At 36.5% G+C, this 16,863-nt stretch carries 19 protein-coding genes; 7 read left to right on the top strand and 12 right to left on the bottom strand.

Features of this window, described 5'->3' with window-relative positions:
* Positions 1 to 6: 6 nt before the first annotated feature.
* Positions 7 to 483, bottom strand: a complete 477-nt coding sequence (locus Sarmat_RS00215) for a F0F1 ATP synthase subunit B family protein (RefSeq protein WP_202148849.1) — start codon at positions 481 to 483, stop codon at positions 7 to 9.
* A 12-nt stretch (positions 484 to 495) separates the two neighbouring features.
* Positions 496 to 720 carry a F0F1 ATP synthase subunit C gene (locus tag Sarmat_RS00210; RefSeq protein ID WP_202148848.1) on the bottom strand — a complete coding sequence of 75 codons (225 nt, stop codon included), beginning with the start codon at positions 718 to 720 and terminating at the stop codon, positions 496 to 498.
* A 282-nt stretch (positions 721 to 1,002) separates the two neighbouring features.
* Between Sarmat_RS00210 and Sarmat_RS00205 the strand changes: the two genes are divergently transcribed.
* Entirely contained in the window at positions 1,003 to 1,737 is a 735-nt protein-coding gene (locus Sarmat_RS00205; protein WP_207187021.1) for a TraX family protein, read from the top strand.
* Between the two features lie 3 nt (positions 1,738 to 1,740).
* Here Sarmat_RS00205 and Sarmat_RS00200 read toward each other — a convergent pair whose 3' ends face one another.
* Positions 1,741 to 2,946, bottom strand: a complete 1,206-nt coding sequence (locus tag Sarmat_RS00200) for a pyridoxal phosphate-dependent aminotransferase (RefSeq protein ID WP_202148846.1) — start codon at positions 2,944 to 2,946, stop codon at positions 1,741 to 1,743.
* Positions 2,947 to 3,148: 202 nt separating this feature from the next.
* Here Sarmat_RS00200 and Sarmat_RS00195 point away from each other — a divergent pair, with 202 nt between their 5' ends.
* A complete protein-coding gene (locus Sarmat_RS00195) occupies positions 3,149 to 3,874 on the top strand; it encodes an MlaA family lipoprotein (RefSeq protein ID WP_202148845.1) in 726 nt (241 codons plus the stop codon).
* A gap of 41 nt (positions 3,875 to 3,915) precedes the next feature.
* On the opposite strand, the gene Sarmat_RS00190 is transcribed toward Sarmat_RS00195, so the two are convergent.
* Positions 3,916 to 4,086, bottom strand: a complete 171-nt coding sequence (locus Sarmat_RS00190; protein WP_202148844.1) for a hypothetical protein — start codon at positions 4,084 to 4,086, stop codon at positions 3,916 to 3,918.
* Positions 4,087 to 4,102: 16 nt separating this feature from the next.
* On the opposite strand from Sarmat_RS00190, the gene Sarmat_RS00185 reads away from it, so the two are divergent.
* The 5 genes from Sarmat_RS00185 to Sarmat_RS00165 all read left to right on the top strand — a co-directional run bounded on the left by Sarmat_RS00185 (position 4,103) and on the right by Sarmat_RS00165 (position 9,585).
* Positions 4,103 to 4,768: an MlaC/ttg2D family ABC transporter substrate-binding protein gene (locus tag Sarmat_RS00185; RefSeq protein ID WP_202148843.1), complete on the top strand. Its 666-nt coding sequence runs from the start codon at positions 4,103 to 4,105 to the stop codon at positions 4,766 to 4,768.
* Positions 4,769 to 5,075: 307 nt separating this feature from the next.
* Positions 5,076 to 5,528, top strand: coding sequence for a dUTP diphosphatase (dut, locus tag Sarmat_RS00180; RefSeq protein WP_202148842.1), 453 nt, complete (start codon positions 5,076 to 5,078; stop codon positions 5,526 to 5,528).
* A 164-nt stretch (positions 5,529 to 5,692) separates the two neighbouring features.
* Positions 5,693 to 6,541, top strand: coding sequence for a UDP-3-O-acyl-N-acetylglucosamine deacetylase (gene lpxC, locus Sarmat_RS00175; RefSeq protein ID WP_202148841.1), 849 nt, complete (start codon positions 5,693 to 5,695; stop codon positions 6,539 to 6,541).
* A 141-nt stretch (positions 6,542 to 6,682) separates the two neighbouring features.
* The gene (locus Sarmat_RS00170; protein ID WP_202148840.1) at positions 6,683 to 6,865 is read left to right on the top strand and encodes a hypothetical protein; all 183 of its coding nucleotides are present in this window, start codon (positions 6,683 to 6,685) and stop codon (positions 6,863 to 6,865) included.
* 422 nt (positions 6,866 to 7,287) lie between these two features.
* Entirely contained in the window at positions 7,288 to 9,585 is a 2,298-nt protein-coding gene (locus Sarmat_RS00165) for a TrbL/VirB6 family protein (protein ID WP_202148839.1), read from the top strand.
* A 676-nt stretch (positions 9,586 to 10,261) separates the two neighbouring features.
* Here the strand turns inward: Sarmat_RS00165 and Sarmat_RS00160 are convergent.
* The 8 genes from Sarmat_RS00160 to Sarmat_RS00125 form a co-directional block, all read right to left on the bottom strand.
* Positions 10,262 to 11,566 (bottom strand): AarF/UbiB family protein, encoded by a 1,305-nt coding sequence (locus Sarmat_RS00160; protein WP_202148838.1) that lies wholly within the window; start codon positions 11,564 to 11,566, stop codon positions 10,262 to 10,264.
* Positions 11,567 to 11,780: 214 nt separating this feature from the next.
* Positions 11,781 to 13,691, bottom strand: a complete 1,911-nt coding sequence (gene thrS / locus Sarmat_RS00155) for a threonine--tRNA ligase (RefSeq protein WP_202148837.1) — start codon at positions 13,689 to 13,691, stop codon at positions 11,781 to 11,783.
* Positions 13,692 to 13,782: 91 nt separating this feature from the next.
* Positions 13,783 to 14,556 (bottom strand): flagellar type III secretion system pore protein FliP, encoded by a 774-nt coding sequence (fliP, locus tag Sarmat_RS00150; RefSeq protein WP_244127072.1) that lies wholly within the window; start codon positions 14,554 to 14,556, stop codon positions 13,783 to 13,785.
* Positions 14,543 to 14,791 (bottom strand): hypothetical protein, encoded by a 249-nt coding sequence (locus Sarmat_RS00145; protein ID WP_202148836.1) that lies wholly within the window; start codon positions 14,789 to 14,791, stop codon positions 14,543 to 14,545. Before Sarmat_RS00145 ends, fliP begins: the two co-directional genes overlap by 14 nt.
* A gap of 158 nt (positions 14,792 to 14,949) precedes the next feature.
* Positions 14,950 to 15,258 carry a hypothetical protein gene (locus Sarmat_RS00140; protein ID WP_202148835.1) on the bottom strand — a complete coding sequence of 103 codons (309 nt, stop codon included), beginning with the start codon at positions 15,256 to 15,258 and terminating at the stop codon, positions 14,950 to 14,952.
* A gap of 224 nt (positions 15,259 to 15,482) precedes the next feature.
* Positions 15,483 to 15,632 (bottom strand): hypothetical protein, encoded by a 150-nt coding sequence (locus Sarmat_RS00135; protein WP_202148834.1) that lies wholly within the window; start codon positions 15,630 to 15,632, stop codon positions 15,483 to 15,485.
* 144 nt (positions 15,633 to 15,776) lie between these two features.
* Entirely contained in the window at positions 15,777 to 16,403 is a 627-nt protein-coding gene (locus Sarmat_RS00130; RefSeq protein WP_202148833.1) for a Maf family protein, read from the bottom strand.
* Between the two features lie 57 nt (positions 16,404 to 16,460).
* The gene (locus Sarmat_RS00125; protein WP_202148832.1) at positions 16,461 to 16,826 is read right to left on the bottom strand and encodes a response regulator; all 366 of its coding nucleotides are present in this window, start codon (positions 16,824 to 16,826) and stop codon (positions 16,461 to 16,463) included.
* Positions 16,827 to 16,863: the final 37 nt, after the last annotated feature.

Genomic DNA, 16,863 nt, shown 5'->3' with positions numbered 1-16,863 from the left:
TTCTTTTTATTTTGTCTCAATATACTGCTTGAGCTTAGTTGCGTCAACATTAGGCAACATCTGTTTCAAGAGAAGTTGAGCTAGATCAAAAGCATAGTCTGTTTTTTTATTTTCAAAAACAGTAAGTGTTTTATTCATTTGTTGACCATAATCAGCTTCCAGCTCTTCCAACCATTTATTAAACTCCAATTTACGCGCAGCACCTAACTTTTCTAGAGCTTTGTTGGCTTCTTCGGAGATAATTTGAACCTCACTCTGCAGATCTAGATATTCACTAGACCTGATAGAACGCAACTCCTGAGCTCGTTCCACTAAGCTTCGCGTTTGATCTATTAAATCTTGCATTGCATTGCTACGAGCTTTAAACACTTTCTGTAAACGAGGTACTATACAGAAACGAATCAAAGCATATAAAAAAACAAATACAACCAACAGCCAAAAAATTTGTGACGGATAGTATTCGATTTCGAGTTGTGGCAACATAATAATTCTGTTTTAGCTAAAAATTAATAACATTGCAATTACAAAAGAAAATAATCCCATCGCTTCTGCCAAGCCCGCTCCTATAAAAGCCATGCGCTGCAGCTGTTCGCTTGCGCTAGGGTTGCGAGCTATTCCATTGAGCAAACCATTAAAAATATTACCCACGCCAATTGCGCCGCCTAGCATACCAAAGGCCATGAGACCGGCTCCTATATATTTTAAAGCAGTTGCGTCCATATAATAAATCCTCTAAAACTTATTGTTAATAAAATTAAATTAAAAAAACGTGACACTAGGTTAACTAACTAATAATTATAACTAGCTAACAATACAGCGAGTATCACTGTAAGGTAACATTATAAATTAATTACTGATATTGTTCAAGACTTATATAAATTCTATCATATATAAACTATCAAATCTAAACAAAAAATGTGCGCTCATCATAATCATCCTCACTTATCGCAAGCTAATAAGGAGCAAAAACAACATCTAAATCATTCGCAGCAAGTAAGCGAGTTGAATAAATCTAATTATCAAGACGTATTAAAGGTTTTGTCGGTGATGTGCATGATTATCGATCATACCGCATTGTATTTCTTAGAACCATGGCCACATCTTGGCGATCTTGCCGTTAGTTGTCGTATTATTGGAAGAATGGCGATGCCTCTTTTTGTTTTTTTTGCTGGATATAATTTTCGCATTGCGCGTTCAAAGATACTGTACGTTGGCCTTGCAGTGCAATTAACTACCATCTTGGTTGTGTCTTGGAAAATTCCCATGAACATTTTAATAGTAATTTTTCTAGGGCAATTATATTTAACGTATATGCATACAAAATGCGTTTCCACCGCTAGGGCTCTAATGCAGGCGTTTGCGCTTGTTGCTCTTTCGCCGTTCACAAGTATTGCGCTGGAGTATGGCGTTGGAATTTGGGGTATTATGATTTTAGGTTATTTGGCCAGGCATAATCCTAAACGTTACGAACTATGTGTTTTTCTTGCTTTTTGCGCACAATTTATATTTTGCCTAATGTATATGCAAGATATGCAGGCTATTGGACCCTTCATATTTGATGTATTGATGTTTGGTGCATTAATAACATTAGCAAAACGACCCAACGCGCCCATCGCCCTTAACCTACGATGGCTTTCGCGCCACTTATTGGCTGTATATTTCTTAAACATTGTTATATTCAATCTTGCGTTAGCAATACTTATTCATCTTAAAATTTTTATGATTAATTCATCTTGAAGTCTATTGGCGTAGAGCCATAGCTATTTTTTCACATCCTTGCCGAATTTTATCGCCGTCGCCAGAATAAGAAAGGCGCAGGTATCCATCTAATCCAAAGCACGCTCCTGCTACGGTAGCTACGTGATGTTTTTCTAATAAAAATTGACTCACATCATACGAGGTATGGAGTTGATAGGTGTTTTTAATATCATCACTCAGCGCCTCTTGATAGTTCAAAAATAAATAAAATGCTCCTTGCGGCCGCACATAAGAAAGTGGCGGTTGCAGACAAGACATCATGATTGATCTCTTTAGTCGTAAATCCGCTCTGTTGATTTCAATAAAATGATCACCGTTCGCAATCGCCTCCACCGCGGCCTTCTGGCTAATGGATGAGGGGCTAGAAGTGGTTTGTGTCTGTATTATACTCATGGCTTTAATAAGCTCCTTATTTCCGGCTCCATAGCCAATGCGCCAGCCAGTCATAGAGTAACTTTTAGACGCTCCGTTTACTACAAACACTCTATCTTGCAAATCTGGAGCTATCATGGCCATGTTACAGACCAGTTGATCATCGAATGTTAAAGATTCATAAATATCGTCAGATACGATATGCACATGTTTATGTTTGCGTAATACTTGAGCTATAGCTTCTAAGTTTTCCTTAGTATAAATGCAGCCCGTGGGATTATTTGGAGAGTTAAGCAATAGCCATTTAGTTTTATCTGAAATGAATGATTCTAGTTTTTGCGCGTTAATCTGAAATCCATCTTGTGCTGAGCAATCTAAAAATACCGGCTTACCAGAGGCGAGCTTTACTATTTCTGGATAAGAAACCCAATATGGGGTTGGTATAATCACTTCATCACCAACATCTAAAGAGGCAAAGAATAGATTGAATAACACTTGTTTTGCTCCATTGGATACGATGATTTGATCGATGTTATATTTGAGATTATTTTTTCTATAAAATTTTTGCGCAATAACTTGCTTAAGTTCATCCGTTCCACCGCTATTAGTATAATAAGTAAAGTTTTGTTCAATCGCTTTAATTCCAGCTTTTTTTACATTATCTGGAGTGTATAATACTGTCTCGCCTAATGTGAGAGATATTATTTCATGGCCTTGTTTTATCAATTCTTGGGTTTTCTTTGCCATGGCTAGAGTGCCAGATTCATTAATAAATTGTAATTTGCGAGAGATGATCTCTTGATTATTTTTATTCATAACTTCTTTTGTGAAATACTTAATGCATATTTAAGTTTAATGTTATATTTAGTGAATATTTTTGATATTAATAATACAATACACCTAGGTATCATAATATAAGAATTTGAAGTTTTAAAATATGCAATGCTTATACTTTCTAACTAAAAAGCTTAATACAAAAAGTGCAATGAGGGCGTGGAGTAGTTGTTGTATAAAATGTATGTTAATACTATGTTTATGCGGTTTTAACGAGCAAGAAGATTATTTTATCTATAAACAACAGCAAGACGATATGATGCCTTATAACGTTCAAGCTTGCCCAGTATATGATCCGTATGAAACAATTAATCGTATTTTCTTCAAATTCAATGATAATTTAGATCATTTTATCTTGCGCCCAATAGCTGCAGTATATTTTTTTGTCACCCCCGGGGTAGCGAAATCTGCGATAACTAATGCGATAGATAACATTAATATGCCATTCACCTTTATAAGTTATCTTTTGCAGGGTAATGGCAGGGGTATGATTGAGAGTTTCTGGCGCTTTGCAATTAATTCTAGTATTGGTTTTGCAGGACTGGTGGATGTAGCAACCCCCTTTCAACTCAATCCTACAAGGCAAAATTTAAGCTCTACGCTTGCTCATTATGCAGTTGGCCCTGGTCCGTTTTTAGTGGTGCCGTTTATAGGATATACTACGGCTCGTGGTTTTTTTGATACTGTGATATATAATAATCTTTTTCATCCAGTAAATCTCGTACCAAATAGAATCTTTAATTTTACCGCAAATACTGTTAAAATAATAAATGATAGAAGTATTGTATTGCCATTTACTACTATCATTGACAGAAGCTCTACGGATAAGTATATTGCAATGCGTTCGGCAATTATTCAGCGCGCAGAATTTATGGTACGTTATCCAGATGGTTTTATATGCCCGAAGTAATAGGCGATAAATACCTTATAGTAGACCTCTTGCAAACTCTATCACCGATGGTAACTGCATCGTTGCTGACGATTCTTGAATCTTTTGTGTTGCATGTATGTTTTAGCGTTCTGCGCTTCGTATGATTCTTGCATTTGTGCCTGATCTTGCGTGAGTTTGGAAAGAGACCTAATGGGCAACTGATATCTCCTATCAAGACTAAAAATTAACAAAATCATAGGTATTTATATGCAATATTTTACTAATAATACTACTAATAACACACTCTCCTCTCTCCTCAAAATGTTATGTATGTTTTGTTTAACATTTACTTTAAGTCTAGCTAATATTAGCGCGGCTAGCCCACAAGATGACTCTGGTGCGGGTGAAAAGGTGAAAAATTATGTACATAAACTCATAGAGCAGGGTAAGAGTATATTGAATGATATAACTCTTGATAAAGCGTCGAAAAAGAAAAATATTCGGGAATTGATTGTCGTTAACCTCAATACTGAAGCAATGATGAATTCGGCTCTAGGATTTCATAAAAAAAGCATGCAGCCAGAGCAATTAGAAAATATGGCAAAGTTGTATAAAGAATACATAATACAAACTTATACTAACTTAGTGTCTTCGTATAAAAACCAAGAAATTCAAATCATGAATGTGCGGCATATGAATGGAAATGATTTTTTGATTCAAACGCAAATCAAAGGTAGTGGCCAACCAGTGAATGTCGCCTATCTTGTACGCGCTGAAGGAGATGGTACGTATAAAGTCATTGATATTATTACGGAAGGTATTAGCTTAATTAATACTCAAATGGCAGAATTTGATTCTGTGATTAATTCTCAAGGTGCAGAGCAGTTGCTAAAAAATCTTACTCAGAAGATACAAGCGAGCAAAGAAGAGTAGATAAAGGATTGATAAAATATAATAATAGACCTCTTGCAAAACTCACTTAAGGTAAAGAGCAAATGCAAGCGTGGAGCTTCGAATGTACGTGAAATTAAGCGTAGGTTTCGAATCAACGGCGCAGTTATCGTTGGGAATAGAGTTTTGTAAGAGGTATAATCATGCGAGTAATAAAATTTTTATTATAGAGTTGAATTATATCATATGATTCATTACAATACTAAAAGTTTTAGGCAGGATTCTATAGTTATTAGGTGTTAACGCACCTATGAGAAGCTCATTTGATTCTTTTATAAATAGTGTAAGTATGTTAATAAAAATTAAAAAAATATTGGAATTTGCATCAATACCAAAATATGCTACACCTGATAGTGCTGGTATGGATCTTGTGGCGACTTTAGGGGGAGAAGAAGTGGTGCTTTTTCCACAAGGAATAGTAATAGTGCCGTGCGGATTTGGCATAGAACTTCCTCGTGGGTTTGAAGCGCAAATACGTAGTAGGTCTGGCTTAGCTAGTAAAGGAATATCTGTTCTTAATTCTCCGGGAACTATTGATTGCGATTATCGTGGGGAGATAAAAGTGATATTAATGAATCATACTAAAGAGCAATTCGTAGTGACTGATGGTATGAAAGTTGCTCAAATGGTTGTGGCGCCTTATCAGAAGATAGAATGGCTTGTGGTAGATGATTTATCGGAATCTATTAGGGGAGAAGGTGGGTTTGGTTCTACGGGATATATGGAGTATGATCTTGAGTAAGACAAGCTTCTTACAAAGCGAGACTTTTTGCATGATAATTCAGATGATGTGCTGCGGTAAAACACTCGCACTTCGCACTCTTTCTATTATTCATATTGACGGTATGCGTTTAGAAGATAGAAGTTCGTGATTAGTTGTGAAGATATTTATTGTTATAAAAAAATATGAGAAAAGAAACGCAGCGCACAATATGTAATCTAGTGAATTGCTGTGGTATAGGTATACATTCCGGCGATTTGATTAATTTAACCATCAAACCAGCGCCAGCAGACACAGGGATAGTGTTTATCCGCACCGATTGTAGCAAAAATAATGTTATCCCGCTCAATCTGTCTAATATTATAGAATCTCAGCTATGCACTTCCATTACTAATGGATATGTACAAATTATGACCGTTGAGCATCTACTTTCTGCTATGTGGGCTCTTGGTATAGACAATGCTGTGGTGGAGGTAGATGGTCGCGAAATTCCTATTATGGATGGTAGTAGCCAGCCATTTCTTTTTCTGATGCATTGCGCAGGTGTTGTTGAGCAGGCGTTTTATAAGAGATATCTTAAACTTACCAAAGAAGTGAGGGTAGAGTGTGGGGGCAGCTATATTGTTGGCGTTCCTTGCGATTCTAAGGCCCTGAACATCACTCTTAGTATTAATTTTGATCATCCACTCATAGGTCACCAAGCTCTTACTTTTTCTAGCGATAAATCTTTTGAGTCCGAGATATCTAAAGCACGTACTTTTGGTTTCGTGAAGGAATTAGATGTTTTAAAAAGTAGGGGTGTTGCCTTAGGCGCGAAACTAGAAAATGCTATAGCGTTAGACGAGACTAATGTGTTGAATCAAGAGGGGCTGCGTTATCATGATGAATTTGTGAGGCACAAAATGTTGGATAGCATAGGTGATTTTTATTGTGTCGGTAACTTAGTTGCAAATGTTACGTCTTACAAACCGAGCCATGCTCTTAATTATCAATTTTTACAGAAAGTTATGCAAAAAAGCGAGTATATCTTCTAAAGAATATATGCGAGTTTTTGCTGTTTTATTAAATCCATTACATAACTCTACTCTTGATGGCAACTGCGCTGTTGCTCCCACGCTCAAATCCTCGCTACTCTGTGTATGATGGGAGTTACTCGCTTTTATTTATTAGACCTCTTGCATAACCTATTCCGTGAGGTAATTTTGTTGTCAAAACTCCTTTGCGCTCCTCATATACTAGAGTATGCTGCGGCGCTCAACATCATTTTTCCTAAAAATTCCTCTTTCATTTTTAGGTTATGCAAGAGGTCTATTGTTTACGCTCTCCAATACCTTTTCTCGTTTGAAACAAATGTTTGATGTTGATGCTTGTTTGTACCAAGTGTTATCGCTATTAGAAGCTAGAAAATTTTTGCAACAAATGCATCTGTCGCAACCCGCTCTCATCCTCTCTGTTTGCATACATCCTGATGCATTATCTTTTTATGGTCCAAGAGTGTGCGAACATATACTTCATACACTTGCTAAGGAATTTCATTGGCATACTTATATCAAAATGCAAACAAAATACAATTAACTTATAGTTATTCAAAACTTTGTTTGCAACTAAAAATCAATTTTATGCATATTAATATAAAAATTTGTTATATAATTTTTATATTAGTAAAGCCCGATTACATTTCCTCAGGTTTAAAGCAATGTTGTTATACCAGTTGATCATGCATTTTTATATAAAATTGTTAAGATATCCTCTGATACATGCGGCATTTCTGTTGTGTTTTTTGATCACAAATAATGTATATGGCGCAGAGTTTTTTCAATCATTTATTGCAAAATATAGTGGAAAGTATATAGAAGCTCCTGATGGTAAGACGGTACTAAAAACCGAAGAATTAACTCTTAATGATCCAATGTGGTATAATACTGGTATCAAAGATTTCACTTCTTCTGTTTTCGAAATAAATTGGGACACTGTTGCTGTGCATAAGAAACCGAAGAAATATTTGGTGCTATATAGAGTAGATTCTAGGTTTAAAAGGGCGCAGGTTTTTGTGGATAAAGATTTTTTAGAGTACAAGGGACGGAATGGCGATATTTCTCAATATCAAGCTAATTATGAGAGTAGTGATAACTACCCAGCGATGTTTCGTGACTATTCTGAATATTTCAATCAAAGAGCGCCAACGCTAATGAAAGTGCAAACTGGTGATGTAGTACATATAGAGATTGTTCCCGTCACCGATTTTTTTAATGTATTCGGGCCAGAATTAACTGCTATCGGTAACCAGAAAAACGTACCTAGTATCACATATACTGGTAGTGGTAGTTTTGATAATCGTATTATTTATTGCGATAATATGCGCGATTGGTGTAATGCGCTACCAAAAAATATCCAAGCGAATTATTGCGAGAAGGATGAGATGGGCGATATGAGTTATAAAATTTCCAATGATCCATCTGGATGGGTTACCGGGAATGTTGTAGATGCCAATATACCATTTCAATCTATTTTGGCTTGCGGTGATAATCCTGGTGGAGTGTGTTACTTAGACAAAGGAGTAGGAGTGAAGGTTGTGATATTAGATAACTCTCTTAAACCCAAGCAGGTTATAAAAGATGGATCTATTAGTTTTATACACAAGGATGTCCAAAAAAATGAGCTTAATTCAGGGCAACAAAATATTAGTTTGTGCAGTGGAGATAATTTTTGTGATTTTATCGTCACGCAAGATGGGTTTTTGAGCTTTGAGAGTGCGTTTGAAACGGAAGGAGCGATCAGTGGATTTAATTCCATAATGAATCAATGGGATTATCGTTCCCTAAATGAGTTACGCGCTACCACAGCTAATGGCAAAATAAAGCGAGTACATTTTGGTAGATATGCTTTTTTAGTAGAGATAGGGGGAGCGCCCGTGAAGGAGGCTAGCGTGCGCACAGAATACTTAGTGCATAATAACTTTAGTCCTGGCTCGGGTTACTCCGCACCTCCTAGTAGTATGGCCGGAACTCCAATAGACAAAGATGCCAAGATATTTATTGCGCAAGAGGCTGGGTCTTTATGGCTGAGAGCTAGCGCGAGCGATAAGAATTTAAGCGGCTCTGTAGTTGTAAACATTAAGAATAAGATATCTGGTTCTAATGTATTGTTATGGATACGAGATAATATATTAGACACAACTAAAGCCATGATTAAGCAAGCAAGTATGGACTTTTATTCGAATCTCGTAAGAGACGGTAACTTTCAGAACTTAGCAATGATAGCTGCCGCTCTTTACATCTCTTTGTATTCTTTATTAGTGCTGACGGGGTATGCAAGCATTAAATTTGACGAGTTGATATCACGTATCATGAAAGTTATATTGGTTGTGCTTTTGATCAAACCTGAGAGTTGGTATATTTTTAATTATTATTTCTTAGATTTTTTTACTTCTTTTGTTGATAACATTTTATATTATATACAAGATACTGGAGATCAGGGCGCGCTGTATGTATTGAGTGATATCGTCACTACAATACTCAGCATCTTTCAACAGAATCACACGATTATGTCTTTGTTGTCGGAGCTGTTCAGTTCCTGGTCTACTTTTTATGCGATGTTAATTATAATAGGTATATGCTGCTTTTCTATTGTATTCTTGAGCGTCCTGCTTTCATTTATAACTAGTTATTTAGGTATTATGGTAATGATATGCGTTGGTCCTTTAGTAATAATCTGTTTTATGTTTGAAACTACGAAAGATATTACAAAGCAATGGTTATCTATTTTATTTTTTCAGGCGTTACGTCCAATATTGATGTTAGTATTTTTAGTATTTTTCTCAGGCATTATCGCTAATTCTATGGCTGCTTTATTTCTTCCGTTTACAATGGAGTGTAAAACATTTACGTGTATATCATTTTTTAGCGTAGTAATGACGGCGCAAAACGAGGATGTGTTTTTATATCTGTTGTCATATACGCAGCGAGTATTCTCTTTTTTTCTATACTGTATGACTGTGAGTGCTCTGAATGCTTATGCGCAATCTATTTTAGGTATGATTACTGGACATAGCAAAGATACCGGTAATACTGTGTTCTAACAGCGGATCTACCGCATAAGTCAACGGAGTGTAATGTTTATCTTAGGAGGTCTAGATGTATAGATCTATATATGTTTTTTATCTAAAAAACTATCCGTTGATTCAAGAAGTCATTTTTCAAGTTTACAATCTCACCTATAAATATGAAATTTGAGGTGATATAGTAAATTAAGTTGAAATTTGAGTATATAATGCGATAAAATAGACCTCTTGCATAACCTATTCTAAATGGTAATTTTGTTGTCAAAACTCCTTTGCGCTCCTCACATACTAGAGTATGCTGCCTTCCTCATTTTTAGGTTATGCAAGAGGTCTATTCACCAGATCTGAGTCCAATAGAGAAATTTTGAGCTAATATGAAATGTTGGATTAAAAATCAAATTACTGCATTTGATCAATTATATGAGGCTATTTCTTATTTCTTTAAAATACCTAATTCAACCTAAATTACTATAATGCCAAATAATCTTAAAAAATTTCTGGATGTTTCATGATTTTTGTGTATGATATTGCCATACATGGAGTAGTTTTGTGTTGAAATAAACTTCATATATACCTTCTGTCTTGAAAAATCTAATGAGTCTATGTATAATAATAACACATCTGACAGTCTTAACTTATCTGACTATCACTTGTAAAAAAATACTATCCGTCAGATGAAGTTTGAATTGGTACACTATCTATGGCTGAAATAAATGTCGACACTACTTAGCTTATTAAGGATTTCTGATATTAAACCATTATCTATCCCTCCATCCCTATCAGTTTTATTGATATGCACAAAATTGCGCTGCACCCACGATGCAATCCAGGGCGCTGCTATATTCCATAAATTAATTTCTGAGTTCAATTCCCTCACCATTCCTTCTAACATAAATAATGATTTATGTAATAAAAAAAGTTGTGGCTGTGTTGGCATATTAAAGTTTCGACTCAAACGCAATAAATCAGCCATAAGAGTTGCAACGGAGATTTGGTTCGCTGGCAAGTTTAAGATTGGTTCTACCACGGCCCTACAACTTTGCGCAAAGAGATGTAGATTCGTCGAGCTTGGAATAAAACCTATGTCTCTATGAATGCGAGCAACGCGCAAATAATCTTTCTTTATTAAACTGAATAGAATTTGTGCTATCGCAATTCTTTCTTTTTTTTCTATGTAACTAACTATACCAAAATCTAATAAAATTATCTCATCATGTGGGCTAATAAGTATATTGCTATGATGTAAATCTGCGTGAAATAGTCCATCATCAAACACTTGCTGCAAGAAGGTTAAAATCATATTTTTTGCAACCTTAGATTTTCTTGTTTGACTCGTGCAACTCTTGATATATTCACTCACGCTCACGCCCTCCATCATTTCCATAGTAATGAGGTTAGAGCAAGTGGCTTGCCAATATACGCACGGTATAATACATGTCTTGTTTGTTTGACGCATCTGCTCTATGTTTGCAGCTTCTAATCGCAAATCAAGTTCTTGTAACATGATTTGTTTTAATTGCGATATTATTCCCGCACCTCTCATGAGAAGACTATGATTGCCTTCCTTATCATCATATGGTTTATCATCATATGATTCGTGATTAGTATTATTGTTTAACCAACTCCACATCCTTAACAAACTCGCCATATGTTTGATACATTGATGGTAGTTTGCGCGAATTTTAGGTTTTAATATCTTGATAACAACCTTGCTACCATCGCGCATTTGAGCAGAGTAAACCTGAGCGATAGATGCTGATGCTATCGGCGTTGGGCAGATAAAGGAGAAGGGGGGGGTGTGCAAGTTATTTTGAATAGTTTGTGTAATGTTGATGTGTTCGCGTAACATTGGGCTATTTTGACAGAGAGATAGAGCGACTGCTAGATCATGACCAAGCAGGTCACTCCTGGTAGATAGTATTTGCGCAAATTTAATATAGATGCATCCAATTTTTTGTATGCATAGCACCAACCGATCTTCAAACGAAGTGCGTGGCAAGAAGAAGCTATAGGGTGCAAAAAGAAGATTGATGATGAAAGCGAGAATTTTGGTTTGGAGTGAAAGTTTCAGTATGCCATTATTTTTAATGAAGATTTGATAATGGCTGCACCAGAACAGTATTTTGAATAAAAACATCACTCTATACAATATAAGGGTTAGTTATAGGAGTTCGCCAAGAGGATTTAGTTAAAAAGAATTAATTAATAAGAGTTTAGTTATTTTGTTTTACGATATTTTGTATCCAGCTTACTAAATCATCTTTCATAACCCATTCATCCTCCGTTTGTGCCGTAGAAGTACTAGAGATGGTTACTCCGCACTCTTGCGTTTCTTTTTTACCTATAATAGCGATAAATGGCACCTTGGCACACGCGTGTTTGCGTATTTTGTACCCTATTTTTTCATTTTCAATATCCAACTCGCATCTTATACCCGCGGCACGCAACAGTTCAAAAATTTGCCGCGCATATTCTTCGTATGCTTGAGTAATAGTGGCCACCACTATTTGCACAGGCGCCAACCACAGCGGCAAACGCCCTTTATATTGCTCTATTAATATACCAATGAACCTTTCAAAGGTACCTATAATAGCTCTATGTAACATTACTGGACGCTCCTTTTTGCCATTACTTGCAGTATAGGATGCATCGAGCCTTTCTGGTAGCACAAAGTCTACCTGCAATGTACCACACTGCCAGTCTCTGCCTATGGCATCTTTTAGAACAAACTCTAACTTAGGGCCATAGAACGCACCTTCTCCTTTATTATCGGAATATTCTAACCCCACCGCCTGTACAGCGTCTTTTAATGCTTTTTCCGCCTTATCCCACACCTCATCACTACCAGCGCGCGCCTCTGGCCTATCGGAAAATTTCACTTGCACGTCATGGAAGCCGAAGTCTGTATACATTTCTTTAAGTAGGTCACAAAAAGCGATGGTTTCGTCTATTACCTGCTCAGGCGTACAGAAGATATGGGCGTCATCTTGCACAAAACCTCGTACGCGCATCAACCCATGCAATGAGCCAGATGGTTCATTTCTATGACAAAACCCAAATTCCGCCATACGCATTGGTAGATCGCGATAACTTTTGATATTTTGTTTAAAAATTTGAATATGACACGGGCAACTCATGGGTTTTAGAGATGAAGTAAAACCATCATCTTCCACCACAAACATATTTTCGCGAAATTTATCCCAATGGCCTGATTTTTCCCATAGGCTTTTGCTAAGCAACACGGGAGTTTTAACCTCTACATAGCCAGCATTTTTAAGCTTTTGACGTATATATTGTTCTATTATCAAATAAAGTTCTCTACCTTTTGGATGCCAAAATACCATGCCAGGTGCTTCTTCTTGAAGATGAAAAAGTTGCATATCTTTACCGATTTTTCTATGATCTCTCGCTGCCGCCTCTTCTAGCATAACGAAATAATTATCTAGATCTTCCTTGGATGCAAAAGCGACCCCATAAATTCTTTGCAGCATCGGCTTGCTACTATCTCCGCGCCAGTATGCTCCGGCGAGTTTGGTGAGTTTAAAATGTTTTAATCTAGCAGTGGATGGGCCATGTGGTCCTCTGCATAAATCTATAAAATCGCCCTGCTGATATAAACTCACCTCTTCTCCTGCTGGGATGCTTTCTATGAGCTCTACCTTATATTCCTGTTTTAAGTTTTTAAATAAATTAATAGCTTCTTGTCGCGAATATACTAAACGCTTGATTTCGAGATTAGCTTTAGACAGGACATGCATTTCATCTTCAATTCTTTGCAGATCTTCTAGAGCGAATGATATATCTGCGAAATCATAATAAAAACCATGCTCAACAACCGGGCCTATAGTTGGTTTAGCTTGAGGGAAGAGTTTTTGAACGGCCTGGGCAAGTAGATGTGCGCAATCATGCCTTATAATTTCTACGCTTTCTTGATCCTGCTCGGTAATGATTCTCACTTTCGCATCGCGCGTGATAAGGCGGTTTAGGTCAACAATCTGTGAATCGATTTCCAGCAAAAACGCTTTTTTTGCAAGCGAGGTTGAGATGCTTGTCGCTAGTTGTTGGCCAGTGATGTTTTGGTCGAAAGATTTGATGCTACCGTCTGGGAAAGTGAGATTGATCATATAAAAAGAAATATAAAATGTAAAAAGCGACGTATATCTTTAATTACACATGTTTGAACTAAAGAATGAGTAGGCGCTGTGATTCTCAAGATTATCCTAATCCGAAGCTTTTTACAAGACTACCCGCGAGCAAATACCAACCATCTATTATAACAAAAAATATTATCTTAAAGGGTAAAGCGATTGTGGCTGGAGGCATCATCATCATACCCATAGCCATTAACACAGAAGACACTACAATATCTATAATTAAGAAAGGCAGGAAGATTAAAAATGCTATTTCAAACCCTCTTTTTAGCTCACTAATGATAAAGGCTGGAATTACCACCCTAAACGGCAGATCTTCTGGGTTTTGAATGGAAATTTTTGCGATACCAGAGAAAAGATCTATATCTTTTTGTTGAGCGTTGTCTAGCATAAATTGTTTAAATGGCTGAGTAATATGAGGCATTGCATCTCCGATATCCATTTCATCATTAAGCATTGGCCTAATGCCATTATTATAGGCTGTTTCAATGTTAGGAGACATGATGAAGAATGTTAGAAATAGAGCTAAAGACGTTAGTACTTGGTTTGGAGGGGATTGCTGCAGGCCTAAGGCAGTTCTTAGAACTGATAGTACTATACTAATGCGGATGTAAGAGGTAGTCATTACCACTAAAGATGGAGCGATTGATAGCACCCCAAACAGCACCAGCAACTCCATGACTCTTGCGCTAAATGGGCCAGAACTAATGAGATGCTCTATATTTTTGGCTACAGTTGTGTCCGCCACTGCCGTGGTGTATGGCAAAAAAATCAGTAGTGATGTTAAGATGATGAAAGTAGTGCATGACGCACCATTTACTTGTTTAATTTTCTTCATATTTATCCAGTAATAACACAGAACTCGGGTTCATTAGCACTAGATAGGATTTACCGAGATAACGTAATTTTACTACTTTTGTAACTGAGTCGATATGAGTGATGAGTTCAACGTTATTCATGCTTAGGTGGTTAGTGCGCAAATGATACCTGGCGTATACTATGCGCAGCACTCTAGCAAATAAATAAACAGCTATAAGCACTGCTGCAAGAGCGAGTAACACTGTATACATCATAAGAGACAACTGTTCTTTAGTCGAGAGGGGGGAGAGTATATTCTAAAAATATAGCCTATATAAGAATTCTCAGAGCAGTGGATAATTAGAAACATACAAAGCCACTGCCATTAAGAATTAAAGTTTTGTGCGTTAAGGTGTATTTAGCAATATTGTTATTAATTTGCATCACCCGTAGATTGAAAATCACTCACTAGATCTAATAATTCCTTATTTTTTTCTTGCAAGATATAAGATTGTTCTAATGAAACCCTATCTACTAAAGTGCTAAGATTAGTAAAAAAATTATCCAAGAACTTGGTTGCATCTTCGCTATACATACCATCCTTTATGTATTTTATGGCTGTATCAAAATTCTCAATAATCTTTTGAAATTCTTCGTCCGTTAAGGTTTCTTGCTCTGCGTCATCTTTCATTTCGTCGGTGTTTTGCATATCGTGTTCTTCTAAATCTTGATCGTCGCTCATTGAAATACTATACCTTTATATATTATTAAAAACGGAGGGGGTGCATCATATTGCTGATAGAAATAGCAACTAGTACCAGCGGTACTAAAAATTTAGAGACTATCATCACCACATGACTCACTTGCAATGATAACACGTGGCGAAACGCATTGCAACCAATTTAGCGCAAGTTATTTATTAGACCTCCTTTCAGATTCTACTCCTTCACGCCAATTGCTGCTCCTTCACACCAATTGCCGCGTTGCTTCAATGGACCTCTTTCCTAACTCTACTCCTGATAGCAACTGTGGCGACGCTGTCGATACTCGAGTCCTCGCGTACTTCATGTACGCTGCGGCTCTGTGCTTCGTATACTTCTCGCATTTGCTCATCATGAGCGAGTTTCGAAAGAGGTCTAATTCAAAACTCTCGTTTGACTTATATGCACACTTGAAGTCTCGCACTTTCATTCGCCCTTGACCGCGCGAGCTATGCAAAAGGTCTCTTGTTAAGAGTGAGCTTTTTTGTGCAAGATTTTTTTAATATGCACCATATGACAGCAATATATTAGTAAGTGAACATAGAGGTAATCCCAAAACATTAGAAAAGGAGCCGGAGATAAATTCTACAAAACTTTGTGCAAAACCATCTATACCATACCCACCAGCCTTACCAATGCCTTGCTCTAGTAGCAAATAACGTTCGATTTCTTGTTTACTTAGTGTTTTGAATTTCACAATAGTTTTGACAGTTTTATGAGATTTTTGTAATATTAATACTTTGTCTTGACATTTGACAAACTTTAATACAGATAGAGAGGTATATACTTGATGTCTCTTGCCAGACAAAAGTTGTAAACAATTCTGTACATCTGAATTGTTCATTGCCTTTGGCAGAATTTTGCGACCCACGCATGCCACGGTATCAGCAGCGATGATCACCGCTTGTTCTGGACAATTTATGCTATCTGTGCTAATTTGTACAAATACTTTATTGCTTTTAGCATAAGCAAGACGAGTAGCTAAATGGTGCGCTTGTTCGTGTTTCATAGGGGTTTCATTTAATTCCGGCGCGATGATCATATTGGGCTCAATGCATATACTGTGCAACAATTTTATTCTTGTTTTTGAGGAGGATGCTAGAATGATCTGTGTTTTTGTTGGCATAAAGTATGAAAAAATGTTAGTGTGGTGTTATCGATAATTTTGATGATGAAAAACATGTTAATGTTTTTTAAGATAAAAGTCTAAGGTTTCATATAATTGAGTTAAGTGGTATGGTTTGTATAATACAATATGTTTATTGCTTTCTTTGGGAAAAGTTGTTCGGACGTATCCTTCGTTTAGCCCAGTTTGTAATATAAGATGAGTTGATTGTAATTTCATGATGAAACAGTAGAGCTCTATGAATTTGTCTTCTATCATAATATCCAAAAGTATTAGATCGATATGATGTTGATGCATAAGGCGCATGGCTTGATCGTAAGAATATGCATGATAGAGGTGAATTTTATCGTGATAACAGGATAGAGCAAAAGCGAAGGAAATATGATGTTCTTTATGATCATCTATCAACAGTATAAATTTCATAATTAACCTACAAATACATGGAGAATGAGATTCAATC

This window comes from Candidatus Sarmatiella mevalonica (assembly GCF_016751895.1).
GTDB classification, from domain to species: domain Bacteria; phylum Pseudomonadota; class Alphaproteobacteria; order Rickettsiales; family Rickettsiaceae; genus Sarmatiella; species Sarmatiella mevalonica.
The sequence above is the reverse complement of the archived record's forward strand: the minus strand, read 5'-3'. Positions and strand labels throughout refer to the sequence as shown.